The organism is Sulfurospirillum sp. 1307, from assembly GCF_054408545.1.
On record NZ_CP176011.1, the window covers coordinates 2,155,709 to 2,170,351 of the forward strand.

Sequence of the window (14,643 nt, forward strand, 5' to 3'; positions counted from 1 at the left end):
TATAAAATACTCTAACATTCTACGATATTTACTGCCAATCCACCTTGTGAAGTCTCTTTGTATTTGTTCATCATATCTTTTCCTGTTTCATACATCGTTTTTATAACTCCATCTAGTGAAACATAATGATGCCCATCTCCATTTAGTGACATTCTAGCAGCATTTATGGCAGTTACAGCAGCCATTGCATTTCTTTCAATACATGGGATTTGAACTAAACCTCCAACAGGGTCACAAGTAAGCCCAAGATGATGCTCCATGCCTATCTCAGCTGCATTTTCAACCTGCTCTACGCTTCCACCCATAGCTTCAGCCAATGCTCCAGCCGCCATAGAACAAGCTACTCCAACTTCTCCTTGACATCCAACATCAGCACCACTTATAGAAGCATTTTTTTGATAAAGTATCCCAATAGCACCTGCTGTTAATAAAAAATTGACAATCTTATCTTCATCTAACTCTCTTAAAGAACTTCCCAAAAATTTATTCATATACATAATAACAGCAGGAATTATCCCAGCAGCTCCATTTGTAGGAGCAGTTACAACCTTACCTCCACAAGCATTTTCTTCATTTACAGCTAATGCCCAAAGATTTACCCAATCCATGACTTCAAGAGGGTCTATCATAGAAAATCCCTCTTTTTTTCTTAGCCTTTTATATACTAAATTTGCTCGTTTTTTTACTCCTAAAACGGGAAGTTCTCCACTGCTTTTATATCCTCTTTGTATACATTCATCCATAACTTGCCAAATTTTAAGCAAATCTTTTCGTATATCTTCTTCTTTTTTAAATACTTTTTCATTTTCCATCATCAAAGCACTGATTGATAGGTTATTGTCTTTACAATGTTTTAAAAGCTCTTTTGCAGAATTAAACTCATATGGTAAAGGTTTTGTTTTGCTATCTTCTTTTTTACCAATATCATCTGCATCTAAAATCGCTCCCCCTCCAATTGAGTAATAAGTTTTTTCAAACAATAACTCATCGTTTAAATCATACATGTAAAGCTTTAGAGCATTTGAGTGAAATTCTAAAAATTTATCTTTATATAAAATCAAATCTTTTTCAAAATCAAAGTTTATTCTTTTTGCTTCTAAGAGGTTTATTTTTTTATTTTCGAGCATTTTTTCAAATCTAAGATTTGCTTTATCCATATCGATATCATGAGCGCAAAATCCCATAAGACCAAAAACAACTGCCTTGTTGCTTCCATGTCCAACTCCAGTTGCCCCAAGTGAGCCATAAAACTCTACTTTAACTCTTGCAACACTTTGTAAAATTCCTTTTTCAAATGCAAGCTTTACAAAATCTTTTGCAATGTTCATGGGCCCAACTGTATGAGAACTTGATGGTCCAATACCAATTTTGAAAATTTTAAAAACTGTGCTCATTGGTTAAACAACTCTTCAATAGCCTTTTCATCAACTGGCTTACTAAATAAAAATCCTTGCATTTTTATACAACCCATAGAAATTAATATATTTTTTTGTTTCTCATTTTCTATGCCCTCAGCTAAAACTTCTAGTTTTAATCCCTTACCCAAGGAAATAATAGTTTTAGCTATTGCTCTATCTTCAGAATTTATCAAAATATCTTTTACAAATTCCCTATCTATTTTTAACTTGGTAATCGGTAATTTTTTCAGATATGCCAAACATGAGTATCCTGTACCAAAATCATCAATTGCAATACCAATTCCCATAGCTCTTAGTTTATTTAAAACTTTAATTATTTTATGATAATCTTGTACAAAAGCTCTTTCAATTACTTCTATTTCAATCCATTCAGGCTGAGCATTGTATTTTTTCAAGATTTTGTTTATATTCTCTACTAAATCACCACTATAAAACTGTTTTATTGCAACATTAATTGATACTTTTTGTATATCAATACCCTGTTTTTTCCATTTAGATATCTTAGAAACTGCTTCTTCAATAATCCACATTCCCATAGGAATTATCAATCCACAATCCTCAACAATACTTATAAACTTATCAGGATAAATTAATCCTTTTGTTGGATGATTCCAGCGTATAAGAGCCTCTACTCCACAAACTTTATTTGTTAATCCATCTACCAAAGGCTGATAATGCAATACAAACTCTCTGTTTTTTATCGCTACATGTAAAGATTTTTCTATTTCAATTTGAGTTTGTACCTCTTCATTCATAGATTGCTTGAAAAATTTATATCTATTTCTCCCCTCTTCTTTTGCTCTAAACATTGCAATATCAGCATTTTTTAATATATCTTCACTATTTTTAGCATCAAAAGGGTATAAACTTACTCCCATGCTAAGAGATATTTTATAGGAATTTTTTCCTAACTTAACACTTTGCTCAAATGATTTTTTTATCTTTTCAAGAATACTAACAATGTCGCTAATTCCTTCATAATTATCTATCAAAATCACAAATTCATCACCACCAAATCTGGCCACCAAATCACTTGTTCGTATATTTTTTTGAATAGTATGTCCAACTTGTTGAAGCAGTAAATCTCCTACATCATGCCCTGCTGAATCATTGATACTTTTAAAATTATCAACATCAAGAAATATAATTGCAAATTTACTATCACTTTTTCTTGATTGCTTTATAGCCAAATCCAACCTTTTAGATAACATTTGTCTATTTGGAAGCGAAGTTAGAGTATCATGGTAAACTTGATGAATTAATTCTATCTTTTGTTTATTTATCTCCTCATTTTTACTTAGTAAACTATTTTGATAATCTTTTAAAATAATTTTAATTTTATTGGATATCAAAAACATAAACAATACAACTATAGCCAAAGAGATAAAGACTATTATCATAATATCCATTTGTAAAGTAGTAATTTTTTCTTTTATACTATTTTTTTTATGTTCTATATTTTCAAGCAATGCTTTATTGTACGTTTTTTCCCCAATAATCCAGTCAAATATAGGTATATACTTAACATAAAAAGATTTTGCTCTTGTTGCATCAGCAACATCAAAAGTTTCTAGTTCTTTTTTGCTTATAAAAAAACTATCATCTATCATTAAAGAAGCTTTTTTTATATCTAAAATTTCTTTCGGATTAAAAGGGTCAAAATCTCCATAAAGCTTTTTCCCTTTTGAATTATATATAAATAGATTTTCTTCTATAGAATGGTTGTTTAACCTGGTTAAAATATCTTTTTTTATTTCATTTAGTATATCTTCTTCATATCTTGCTGTTCCAATATATGCATTTAATGGTTTAAAAATTTCTACATATCCAATCTTTTTTTTCATTTTATTTTCGTTTGGCTTATACCAATACCATTCATCAAATCCAAAACTGCTAGATTTTACTTTATCAATATGTCTCTTGATTGTAAAATTTCCTTTAGAGTCTTTTAAATAAATTAAATTTTTACCTTCCATGGATGGGTTTGGTGGCATCAAAAGACAAACACCATTAAGGTCGTACATGAAAAAATATCCACTTTTGTTACTAAAAAATCTTTTATCTCTTAAAATATTTTTAATGTACTTTGAAAGTGTTTCTTTATTTTGATATGGATTTTTTTCATAAAAATCTTGCATTAAAGAAACTGTTGTTGAAACTATATCTCTTAATTTTTCCTTTTCTATCTTTTCTAAGATTTTTTCGTTCATCAAAAATCTTTTTTCAATTTCAGTAATCTTTTTGATTGAATTTAACTTAAAATTTTTTATAGCTTCTATTCTAAAACTTTTTATTTCGTTTTTATAAATACTATTTATAAAATCTGAACCAATTAAAATAAGTATAAATGAAGTAAGAATAACTGCCAATATAGGCAACAATATAATCCATCTTGTCAATTTTTTATTTGCTTTATTCAATTATGTCAATCCTACTAAAATACTAAAAGTGCATTTTACAATAATTTTATCGTTACTACAGCTTTTGGTGAATTTAAAATTTCTTTTACCCTATCTTGCCAAAGATACCCAAACTCAATTTTTTCTTCATCGCTAGCATTTTCACTTAAGACTTTTTGCATGAGTTCGTTCATCTTTGGATTTGGTAAAATTTTATTAGGATTATAGTATAAATCTACATATTTATTTCTAAATTTATCTTTTAATCTCATTGAAGATTCTATATCTGCGTTAAAATACATAAGATTTCTTCTATCAAACTTTCCAGCAAGACCATGAAAACCGCTTTGATTTGTCGCTCCTATAACTTGGGCTATTACATTTGAGATAACTCCAGTTACTCCATCTTTTATATCATCTTTTAAAAAAGCTTCAATTTCACCTCTTTTAGGGTTGCTAAACTCTTTTAATCCCTCTTTTAGCATCAAATAAGCTCCTGCTATGGTAGGGCAACTATGCCCAGCGCTTTTTACAACATCTAAATAACTAAATTCAACAATTCCATCTTCAAATGCACCAAGCGTATCTGCTAAATCATCTCTTAATCTGATTTTCTCAATTTCATCAAAAAACTTTGGATATTTCACATCAATTCCTTTTTTGATTTTATGATACAATATTGCCAAAAAAATTTTATTGATTAGGGACAAGATAGCATGCAAGAACTATGGAACGGCAAATTCTCAAGAGATGGTCTTTTATATGGAGAAAATCCAAATAAATTTATAAAAGAAAATGTAGATAAATTTGAAAAAAATTCAAAAATACTTTGTCTTGGAGAAGGAGAAGGAAGAAATGCTATTTTTTTAGCCAAAAAAGGTTTACATGTAGAAGCACTAGATGCTAGTGATGTGGGGCTCATGAAGCTTCAAAAAAGAGCACAAGAAGAAAATATAGCAATTACCATAAGACATACTCTTATTGAAAATTGGCAACCTGCTTTAAAATATGATGCAATTGTATCTTCATTTATGCATTTACCTAAAGAACTTCAAGAAGAGATGCTAAGTAAATCTGTAAATGCTTTAAAAAAGGACGGCTGGTTTATTGCTGAGTTTTTTAGCGAAGAGCAGTTAAATTTCAATAGTGGCGGACCAAAAGACAAAGAGCTATTGTATAATCTAAATGACCTTTATACCATAGTAAAAGAACTTCCATGTATCATTCATAAACTCTCTTTAGAAATCATTCATCTAAATGAAGGAAAAGGACACAATGGAGAAGCAAGTGTCATTAGGTTAGCTTTACAAAAAAACTAAGACTTAAGTCTTATACTCACAATTTCACTAGGGGACATAACTCTTATTGGTGGTCCCCAATAACCAGTTCCACTACTTACAAAAATTTTTCTATTTTTACTATACTCATAAAGCCCTCTAAGATATGGTTGGTCAAGTAAAACTAAAAGGCCAAAAGGAAATATCTGTCCACCATGAGTATGCCCTGAGAGTATTAAATCAATTTTTTCATCTTTTAATTCTTTTGTGATTTTTGGCTGGTGAGCAAGCAATATAGTTGGAAGACTACTCTTTACATGTAGAAGTGCTTTTTTAAGGTCAGGCTCTAAAATCTTCATTCGCCTTCCCATTAAATCAGTTATACCAGCTAGATTGAAAGTATTGTCAATCACTACACTTTCATTTTCTAAAACATTTACGCCTAAACTTTTTAAATGCTCGCATATCTTCTTTACCCCGTGGAAATATTCATGATTTCCACTTACAAAATATACACCCAATTTTGATTTAATTTTTTTTAAGCTATCTAGTTTATCCCCAATTTCAGAGGCTTTTAAATCTACCAAGTCACCTGTTATTACAACTAAGTCAGTATTAAGCTTATTGATTTTTTCTACAATCATATCAAAAAAATCTTTCCCTAGACTTTTACCTATATGAACATCACTGATTTGAACTACATGTAAATCTTTCTTTAGATTATCTATCTTTATATCTACTTTTGTTATTTTAGGTTCTTTAAATCCATTTATAAATCCTTTTAACATATAAGAAAATGCTAAAATCAACATAGTGATATCTAGTATGATTTTTAACATATATCTTCTTGAACTATCAAATGGAATTTTTTTAATTGGGACATGAAATAAATCATATAAAACTGATATACAAAAAAGCATAAAAGAGATGCCTATCAAAGAAGAAAAAACTATAAATAAAGAGCTTGGCATTTGCCCTGATCTTAGAGTAAGAAAAAATATAAGCTCAGCAATGCTTACAATAATAACAATGCTTTTTAAAATTGATTTGTAATTATCAAAGATATGAATTTTGCTTAGAAATCTTTTATAGATATATAAATTCAAACCTAAAATAACAAGAGTGGCTACTAGAGCAAATATGATACGAAAAATTTCCATCTAGTAGCCTTTTTATTATTTTATAGATTTAAAATAAACTTTTGTTTCATTAGAGATCACTTTTGATAAAATCAATAATGCTAATAAGTTAGGGATTGCCATCAAACCATTTGCAAGGTCTGAAAAGTTCCAAACAAACTCAAGCTTCATCATAGCTCCAACCATAACAACCGCTATAAATAAAACACGATAAACTTTTACAAATTTTTCACCAAAAATATATTCAAATGCTTTTTCACCATAGTAACTCCAACCTAAAATTGTAGAGTAAGCAAATAAAGCAGTCGCAATAATTACAACATATCCACCTATATCTCCAAGATAGTATGAAAAACTTTTCATAGTAAGAACACCAGCACTTACTCCTTCATGCCAAAATGGAGCAATGAGGATAATAAGAGCAGTCATTGTACAAACTACTAAAGTATCTATAAAAGTTTGAGTCATACTAACCAAAGCTTGCCTAGCTGGAACATTTGTTTTAGCAGCTGCGGCTGCTATTGGAGCTGAGCCAAGACCAGATTCATTTGAGAAAACCCCACGAGCAACACCAAATCTAATTGCTGATGCAATCGTAGCTCCTACAAACCCGCCTCCAGCTGCTATTGGATTAAAAGCATGATAAAATATTAGCCCAAAAGCATCACCAATTTTATCTGCATGAACTACAAGTATAACTAACGCACAAATAACATATGCAAAAATCATAATTGGAACTAACTTTGAAGTAAAGTTACCAATTGATTTAATACCACCTAGAATTACTACCGCAGTTAATGTGAGCATAACAACTCCAGATATCCATGTTGGAACACTAAGTTGAGAGCTAAGAAGAGTTGCAACTGCATTTGATTGGGTCATATTACCAATACCAAATGCTGCACATGCTGTAAAAACAGCAAATGCCATACCAAGCTTTGGAAGTTTTGCACCATCTCTAAGGTAATACATTGGTCCACCTTTCATACCATTTTCACCAACTTCACGGTACTTAACAGCCAAAATTGCTTCGGAATATTTTGTTGCCATTCCTACAACGCCAGTAACCCACATCCAAAAAACAGCGCCAGGTCCACCAAGTGTGATAGCAGTTGCAACACCCACAATATTTCCAATACCAACAGTAGCTGCTAAAGCTGTCATGAGAGCTGCAAAGTGAGAGATATCTCCCTCTCCATCAGTGTCTTTGTGAAAAATCATCTTAATAGCATGAGGCAACGCCCAAAACTGCATGCCCTTTAATATAACTGTTAGGTAAATTCCCGTACCAACCAATAAAACAAGCATAGGTGGTCCCCACACAATGCTAGAAAGTGTTGAAATCAAACCTTCTAATGCCTCCATAGATTCTCCTTAATCAAATTATTATCTATATTTTTAAAAACCTAATCTTACTAATATCCATCAAAATGTCTTGTTTTTGGCAATACAAGATTTAGGAAAATTCCAACTATTGCACCTAGACCAATTCCACTAAAAGCAACTCCTCCAAAATCAAAAGTCATTCCACCAATTGCAAAAACTAAAATGATTGAAACGATAATCATATTTCTAGGATCAGCTAAATCAACTTTTTCTTTTATAAGAGTTTCCATACCAACTGAAGCTATAATTCCAAATAAAAGAAGTAAAATTCCTCCCATAACAGGAACTGGTATTGTAGAAAGCAATGCTCCTAATTTTCCAATAAATGCTAAACCGATGGCAAACAAGGCTGCCCAAGTCATAATAGCTGGGTTAAAAGCTTTAGTAACTGTAACCGCTCCAGTAACTTCAGAATAAGTTGTATTTGGAGGACCACCAAATAAAGCAGCAGCACTTGTTGCTAAACCATCTCCTAAAAGTGTATTTTGAAGACCTGGCTTTTCTAAATAATTTCTTTTAGTAACATTAGAAATCGCTAACATATCACCAATATGCTCAACAGCAGGAGCAATTGCGATAGGAAGAATGTAAATAATTGCTTCTAAATTAAACTCTGGTGCTACAAAGTTTGGAAATGCAAACCATGCAGCTTTGCTTACCGAAGAAAAATCAACAATCCCAAAAATTAAAGATACGATGTAGCCAACTATAATACCACAAAGAATAGGAAGCAGTCTTATCATACCTTTACCAAGAAGTGTTGTAAACATAACTGTTGCTAAAGTTAGAAGAGAGATTGTAATTGCTATTGGAAATTCGACCAAAGTTACAGCTCCATCACCAGTTTGCCCCATAGCCATATGAACAGCAACTGGAGAAAGTATAAGACCAATTGTCATAATAACAGGCCCAACAACAACAGGAGGTAAAATTTTATGCAGTAACTTAGTACCTTTTGCACGAATTAAAAAACTAAGAACCACATAAAAAAGACCAGCTGCAAAAAGACCACTCATAGTTCCAGCTATTCCCCAAGTTTTTACCCCATATATAATTGGAGCAATAAAAGCAAATGAAGAAGCCAAAAAGATTGGCGGAACAGCTTGTCTATTTACTATTTGAAAAATAAGCGTTCCAAGTCCTGCTGTAAAAAGAGCCACATTTGGATCAAGCCCCGTTAAAATTGGAACTAAAACCAAAGCTCCAAAAGCCACAAATAAAAACTGCAAACCAATCACGCTATCTTTAACGCGAAAGTTGTAATCAGTGCTACTCACATATCCTCCTTAATGTATTGTTTTACTTCATTGTCTATCTCAAAAATTTCATCTAAATTTTTTGGGTTTATATCTTCAAATTTTCTAAAAGCCTTTTTTGTAAGTTCTGCAAGTTCTAGTATGTTTAACTCCCCATTAAAAAACTTTTCTATTGCCATTTCATTTGCTCTATTTACAACAACTCCTCTGTGAGGATTTGCTAACAATTCATCTTTTATTTGCCAAATTGGATATCTTGTTTCTTCTATTTTTCTAAACTCTAGTGAGCCAATTTCACATAAATCAACATATTTTACAATTTGTTTTTCCACATTTCCTAAAAGCGCATAAGAAATCGGCAGTCTCATATCAGCTCTTGCTAAATGAGCTGTACTGCTACCATCAGCAAAATTAATCATAGCGTGAATTACTGATTTTGTTTCCATGATAGCATCTAAGTTATCTATATCAAAAAGCCATTTTGCCTCAAGTAGTTCAAAAAGCTTATTTGTCATAGTAGCACTATCTACTGTGATTTTTTTACCCATCGACCAGTTTGGATGATTTAGTGCATCTTTTGGAGTTTGCTTTGAAAGCTCTTTTAAAGGTGTATCTCTAAAAGCTCCACCACTAGCCATAATTGTCATACTAGATATTGCTCTTTTACTTAGTAAATACCAAAGTCCAAAATGTTCACTATCTATTGGGATTATTTTTGATGTATCTAAAAGATGTCCAGCTACGACTAAACTCTCTTTGTTTGCAAGTGCTAATTTTTTACCAAGTTCTAATGTTTTTAAAGTTGGTCTTAAACCCATAAATCCAACTAAAGCATTTACGACTAAGTTAGAATTAGAAGTTTCTAATATCTCTAAAATTCCTTCTTGACCAACATACACTTTATCATGTTTTACTAAACTAGCAACTTCTTTGTTTGCAACACATACATATTTTGGGTGATATTTGGCTATTTGTTCGTTTAATAAGTTTATATTTGTTCCGGCTACTAAAGCTTCTACATGTAGATTAAATTCGTCAGCTATTTTAAGCGTATTTGTACCAATTGAGCCTGTACTTCCAAGAACTATCACTTATGCTAATCCTCTTAAAAGCACAACCATAACAACAGCACCAAACAAATACCCATCCAACCTATCTAATACTCCTCCATGTCCTGGAAAAATCGTTCCACTATCTTTAACCCCAGCTTCACGCTTTAAATAACTCTCAAATAAATCACCCCAGATAGAAGATGCTGAAACCAAAAATGAAGTTAAAAGTGCCATTTGCCAACCATAATATATTTGTCCTACAAGAGTACCAACTATGCTTGCTATTAAAATACCTCCGATTACACCTTCCCAAGTTTTATTAGGACTTGTTGGAGAAAATGGAGTTTTTCCCATGCTTTTTCCGACAAAGTATGCTGAAGTATCAGTAAGCGCTACTACGACTACAAGCCAAACTAAAACACTCATACCAAAATCTTTGTACAAAGAAAACAAAAAAAGCATAGAAATAGAAGGATATAAAAAAGGAGCCAATTTTCTAAAATCTACCTCTTTCTTATGTGCCATCAATGCAGTTGCTACAATCAAAACGATAAAAATAAGCTCTGTTGGATTTGGATAAATTGCAGCTACAAACCAAACCAAGAGTGCATATATGAAAAACTTGTCATCTTTTTGTCCAAAAAGCTTCATTGCTTCATAAAAGGCTATAATATAAGCAATACCAAGTATTGCCCATGTTATAAAAAGTGAGTCCATAACAGCCATCAAAGCAGCCACACCAAGAAGCACAAGTCCTGTTAAAACTCTTTGCTTATTTGAGTTATATATCTCTTTTAAATCCATAATTTACCTTGAAAATTTTTAGGGCATATCTAATAACCCTTTGTATATTACCTAATGTTTCGTGAGTTTTTGCTTATACGCTGATATCTAAATGTTTTGTAGAGGGTTTTTCTTCTTCGTTTTCTTTTAAGTGTTTGTGTTTTGTATCTTTTGTGGTTTCTTCCTCTTTTGCTCCACTTTCTTCATCTCTTTTTTGTTTTTCATGCTCTTTTTCAGGGTCTATTTTGTATGTTTCTTCAGTAGGACGAACCTCTTTTACCTCTTTATCTTTTTCATTTGCAAGTGTAGTAGCAGCTATATTTTGTAATTCTTGTCTATTTTGAAAATCATTTTGTTTAGAAGCAGCAGCAACCATATTTTGATTTGTATGAATTATACTTCCTATTGGTCCTATTGCCATGAATTACTCCTCAAAATGCATTGTTTTGTAATCTACATATGTTACATTTGCTCCATCTTTTACACTTACATTGTGTCTTTGAGTATAATCGACTAAATAATTCCCTTTTTTAGTGACGCTAAACTCAACACAAATTTTTCCAGCAAAATCAAGTACACTTTGAGGTACACTTTGCTTGTTTGTTCTTATTATAACATGTGCGGAGGGAATATCTTTAAGGTGCATCCAAATATCTCTCTTTTTTGCCTCTTTTAGTAACTGTATGTTACCTTTTTCATTCCTACCAAGCATTATCTTGTAACCTTCTAGAAAAAAAGTTTCATAATTTTTTTGTTCATTTTTTTCTTTTTTACTCTTTTTTTGTTTTGGCAAAAGTATATTTATCTCTGTTTCGTCTTTTGCTTTTGTTACAACTCTTTGCATAGATTTTAAAAAGTTTATTTTTTCATTTAAATTTTCTCTTTCTTTATATAGTGATTTTGCTTTTTGCTTTAGTTTTTTACTAGAATTAAAAAGTATATTAGCTGATTCACTTGGAGTTCTTGCCTCTTTTGGAAGAGTAATTTTTACTTCTTTTTCTTCCCAGTCTTTTAAAGTAATCTCTTTTTCATATGCTTTTACTTTATCTATATTTGCAAGTATCAAACCTCCCCACAATTCATACTCGCTAGCCTTTTTTAAAAGCTCTTCTTCACTACTTAGAGAGTCTAAAATCTTTTGAAATTTATCTATCTTTTTTTGTAGTGCAATGAGTTTTTGATTTTTGATTTGATTGAGTCTTAAACTAGCTCTTTTCTCATACTCATTTTTTAAAAAGCTTTCAACATCATCTATGATTAAATCATCATCTTTTACCTCATACTTTGGAAGTTGCTCTAGCTTTTCTCCTGTTTTTACACTTCTATATGATACACTTAAATCAACATGCCTAAGTGCTTCTAAAACTACCTCATCACTATCAAGTATAATTGCATTTGTATTTCTTCCTGTAAATTCTAATTGAAGTATACTTTTTAGTGTTTTGTAGCTACTATTTGAGTTTACATGTAGTCTTAAAACTCTATTACCTTCAAGTAGCTCAATCTTTTCAATTTTACTTCTAGCCAATCTTTTATAAAGTATCACATCAAACGGAGCATTATAAACTTTAGCTCTTTTATAAGAGTCTTTTTTAAAGATATAAAAATCTCCCTTTTTCATATCAAAAAAAAGAGTTTCATCTTTTTGAGTGCTTACCTTTTTATCATTTTGAAAAATAACTTTTATGATAGTATCATCAACCCTCGTTATTTTGAGGATTGATGTATACTTTTGCATATATTTGACTATGTTTTTTAATTCACTGTATTTCATAGTCTTATTATATGATATTAAACCTTTTAAATTCTTCTAAATTTTGCAGGTCCTGTTGTGTGAATTGACTCACCGCTACTATCAACTGCCACAGTTACAGGCATATCTTTTACCTCAAACTCATAAATTGCTTCCATACCAAGCTCTTCAAAGGCTACAACTTTAGCCTTTTTAATTGATTGACTAATAAGATATGCTGCACCGCCAGTTGCGATTAAGTAGATTGAGCCATACTCTTTTATAAGGTCAATCGTAGGCTGTTTTCTCTCAGCTTTTCCAATCATGCCTAGTATATTTAACTCCATCATGTCTTTTGTAAATTTATCCATCCTAGTTGAAGTTGTTGGCCCTGCTGGTCCTACTACTTCATCTCCTACTGGATCTACTGGCCCCACATAATAAATCAATCTATTTTCTAAATCGACACCATTTGGAAGTGGTTTTCCTGCTTTTTTGTACTCAACTATTTTTTTATGAGCTGCGTCTCTTGCAGTTAAAATTTTTCCTGAAAGAAGTATAGTATCTCCTGATTTTAAATCTGAAAGATTTCCTTTGTTTAAATCTTCTATATTTACCCTTTTGATACTATCCATAGGAAGCTCAATATCAGGCCAGATATCTAAATCAGGTTTTTCAAAAACTGCTGGTCCATCACCTTTAAGCTCAAAATGTATATGTCTAGTAGCAGCACAATTTGGTATGAGTGCAACAGGAAGCGATGCTGCGTGACAAGGATAATCTAGTATTTTAACATCCAAAACAGTTGTAACGCCACCTAAACCTTGAGCGCCAATTCCTATCTTGTTAATATCTTCGTAAAGTTTTAATCTTAACTCTTCAAGTGGAGTTTTTGCTCCTCTTTCTTTTAACTCATGGATATCAACTTTTCCCATTAGCGCTTCTTTTGCAAGCATCATTGATTTTTCAGGGTTTCCACCAATTCCAATTCCTATTAGACCAGGAGGACACCAGCCTGCTCCCATATTTTTTACGCTATCCATTACCCAATCATATATACTATCACTTGGATTTAAAATCGCAAATTTAGATTTGTTTTCACTTCCTCCACCTTTTGCAGCAACTGTGATTTCTACTTTATCTGAGTTATCTACACTATAGTGAATTACTGCAGGAGTATTGTTCTTCGTGTTAATCCTAGCTCCAGCTGGATCACTTACAATAGAGAATCTAAGAGTGTTTGATGAGTCAGTATAACCTAAAGCAACACCTTCATTTATGATATCTTCCAACTCTTTATCTATATCAAGTTCAGCTTTTAGTCCAACTTTTATGAAAACATTTACTGATCCTGTATCTTGACAAAGTGGACGATGTCCCATAGCACACATTTTTGAGTTTATCAAAATCTGCCCTATTGCATTTTTTGCTGAATCTGATTCCTCTTTTTCGTATGCTTCAACCATACCTTCAACGAAATCTTTTGGGTGGTAATAAGATATATACTGAATTGCATCAGCAATGCTTTGTCTTATATCACTTTCCGTAATTTTTCCCATACTTACTCCTTTTGAAATTGTATCATTATAGCCAATATTTAGATATAATTCATAAAAAAACAAGGAAGAAGATTTATGATTTTAGACTATAATAAAGTTAATGACCTAGATAGATATAAACTTATGTCTGATACAGTTATACCTAGGCCAATTGCTTGGATAGTAACTGAAGATGATGGCATTATTAATGCTGCTCCGTTTTCATACTTTATACCACTCTCTAGTAATCCAGCAACCTTGATAGTATCTATTGGACAAAAAGAGCCAAATGTTCCAAAAGATAGCTTAGCAAACATACTAAAAACAAAAAAAGCAACTATCTGTTTTGCTAACAAAGACAATCTTGAAAAACTAAAATTATGCTCTAACCCACTAGATAAAAACCAAAGTGAAGTAGAAGAATACTCCATAAAAACACAAAGGCTCCTAGAAGACTTCCCGCCGATGATAAGCTCATCTCAAAGTGCCTTTTTTTGTGAATATTACAAAACAGTTGAACTTCCTGGTAAAACAACACCTGTTATTTTAGAAATCAAAAAACAGTTTATTGAAGATGGAAGATTAGATGAAAAAATGCACGTACATGTAGAAAATGTCGGAAGAAGTGGAGCTTTTTTTAGCGCCATGGTTAAAATCTAAAAA

The 14,643-nt window shown here is 31.6% G+C and carries 13 protein-coding genes; 2 read left to right on the forward strand and 11 right to left on the reverse strand.

Features of this window, described 5'->3' with window-relative positions; translation table 11 throughout:
- Window positions 1–11: 11 nt before the first annotated feature.
- From ACKGJI_RS11095 to ACKGJI_RS11105, 3 genes are read right to left on the reverse strand one after another with little or no spacing between them, the layout of a single operon-like run.
- Complete coding sequence (locus ACKGJI_RS11095) at window positions 12–1,394, reverse strand: L-serine ammonia-lyase (protein WP_458700375.1); 1,383 nt, start codon at window positions 1,392–1,394, stop codon at window positions 12–14.
- The gene (locus ACKGJI_RS11100; protein WP_458700376.1) at window positions 1,391–3,838 is read right to left on the reverse strand and encodes a bifunctional diguanylate cyclase/phosphodiesterase; all 2,448 of its coding nucleotides are present in this window, start codon (window positions 3,836–3,838) and stop codon (window positions 1,391–1,393) included. Before ACKGJI_RS11100 ends, ACKGJI_RS11095 begins: the two co-directional genes overlap by 4 nt.
- Before the next feature lie 35 nt (window positions 3,839–3,873).
- Window positions 3,874–4,464, reverse strand: a complete 591-nt coding sequence (locus tag ACKGJI_RS11105) for an FmdE family protein (RefSeq protein WP_458700377.1) — start codon at window positions 4,462–4,464, stop codon at window positions 3,874–3,876.
- Between the two features lie 69 nt (window positions 4,465–4,533).
- On the opposite strand from ACKGJI_RS11105, the gene ACKGJI_RS11110 reads away from it, so the two are divergent.
- Complete coding sequence (locus tag ACKGJI_RS11110; RefSeq protein WP_458700378.1) at window positions 4,534–5,136, forward strand: SAM-dependent methyltransferase; 603 nt, start codon at window positions 4,534–4,536, stop codon at window positions 5,134–5,136.
- Here ACKGJI_RS11110 and ACKGJI_RS11115 read toward each other — a convergent pair.
- The 8 genes from ACKGJI_RS11115 to ACKGJI_RS11150 all read right to left on the reverse strand — a co-directional run bounded on the left by ACKGJI_RS11115 (window position 5,133) and on the right by ACKGJI_RS11150 (window position 14,001).
- Window positions 5,133–6,254, reverse strand: a complete 1,122-nt coding sequence (locus ACKGJI_RS11115; RefSeq protein ID WP_458700379.1) for a metallophosphoesterase — start codon at window positions 6,252–6,254, stop codon at window positions 5,133–5,135. The two genes, ACKGJI_RS11110 and ACKGJI_RS11115, sit on opposite strands and share 4 nt — an antisense overlap.
- 15 nt (window positions 6,255–6,269) lie before the next feature.
- A complete protein-coding gene (locus tag ACKGJI_RS11120) occupies window positions 6,270–7,598 on the reverse strand; it encodes an alanine/glycine:cation symporter family protein (RefSeq protein WP_458700380.1) in 1,329 nt (442 codons plus the stop codon).
- Between the two features lie 50 nt (window positions 7,599–7,648).
- Entirely contained in the window at window positions 7,649–8,896 is a 1,248-nt protein-coding gene (locus tag ACKGJI_RS11125; RefSeq protein ID WP_458700381.1) for a uracil-xanthine permease family protein, read from the reverse strand.
- Window positions 8,893–9,966, reverse strand: coding sequence for a 1-deoxy-D-xylulose-5-phosphate reductoisomerase (gene dxr, locus ACKGJI_RS11130; RefSeq protein ID WP_458700382.1), 1,074 nt, complete (start codon window positions 9,964–9,966; stop codon window positions 8,893–8,895). The genes ACKGJI_RS11125 and dxr overlap by 4 nt, the downstream gene beginning before the upstream one ends.
- Entirely contained in the window at window positions 9,967–10,731 is a 765-nt protein-coding gene (locus ACKGJI_RS11135) for a phosphatidate cytidylyltransferase (protein WP_458700383.1), read from the reverse strand.
- Between the two features lie 73 nt (window positions 10,732–10,804).
- Window positions 10,805–11,131 carry a hypothetical protein gene (locus ACKGJI_RS11140; RefSeq protein ID WP_458700384.1) on the reverse strand — a complete coding sequence of 109 codons (327 nt, stop codon included), beginning with the start codon at window positions 11,129–11,131 and terminating at the stop codon, window positions 10,805–10,807.
- A gap of 3 nt (window positions 11,132–11,134) precedes the next feature.
- The gene (locus ACKGJI_RS11145; protein ID WP_458700385.1) at window positions 11,135–12,448 is read right to left on the reverse strand and encodes an NFACT RNA binding domain-containing protein; all 1,314 of its coding nucleotides are present in this window, start codon (window positions 12,446–12,448) and stop codon (window positions 11,135–11,137) included.
- Window positions 12,449–12,510: 62 nt separating this feature from the next.
- Window positions 12,511–14,001, reverse strand: a complete 1,491-nt coding sequence (locus tag ACKGJI_RS11150) for a fumarate hydratase (protein ID WP_458700386.1) — start codon at window positions 13,999–14,001, stop codon at window positions 12,511–12,513.
- 75 nt (window positions 14,002–14,076) lie between these two features.
- Here ACKGJI_RS11150 and ACKGJI_RS11155 point away from each other — a divergent pair, with 75 nt between their 5' ends.
- A complete protein-coding gene (locus ACKGJI_RS11155) occupies window positions 14,077–14,640 on the forward strand; it encodes a flavin reductase family protein (protein WP_458700387.1) in 564 nt (187 codons plus the stop codon).
- Window positions 14,641–14,643: the final 3 nt, after the last annotated feature.

Coding starts and splice junctions, on each gene's coding strand:
- ACKGJI_RS11095 (WP_458700375.1), bottom strand. CDS start 1,394: ATGAGCACAGTTTTTAAAATTTTCAAAATTGGTATTGGACCATCAAGT.
- ACKGJI_RS11115 (WP_458700379.1), bottom strand. CDS start 6,254: ATGGAAATTTTTCGTATCATATTTGCTCTAGTAGCCACTCTTGTTATT.
- ACKGJI_RS11135 (WP_458700383.1), bottom strand. CDS start 10,731: ATGGATTTAAAAGAGATATATAACTCAAATAAGCAAAGAGTTTTAACA.
- ACKGJI_RS11155 (WP_458700387.1), top strand. CDS start 14,077: ATGATTTTAGACTATAATAAAGTTAATGACCTAGATAGATATAAACTT.
- ACKGJI_RS11140 (WP_458700384.1), bottom strand. CDS start 11,131: ATGGCAATAGGACCAATAGGAAGTATAATTCATACAAATCAAAATATG.
- ACKGJI_RS11120 (WP_458700380.1), bottom strand. CDS start 7,598: ATGGAGGCATTAGAAGGTTTGATTTCAACACTTTCTAGCATTGTGTGG.
- ACKGJI_RS11110 (WP_458700378.1), top strand. CDS start 4,534: ATGCAAGAACTATGGAACGGCAAATTCTCAAGAGATGGTCTTTTATAT.
- ACKGJI_RS11145 (WP_458700385.1), bottom strand. CDS start 12,448: ATGCAAAAGTATACATCAATCCTCAAAATAACGAGGGTTGATGATACT.
- ACKGJI_RS11150 (WP_458700386.1), bottom strand. CDS start 14,001: ATGGGAAAAATTACGGAAAGTGATATAAGACAAAGCATTGCTGATGCA.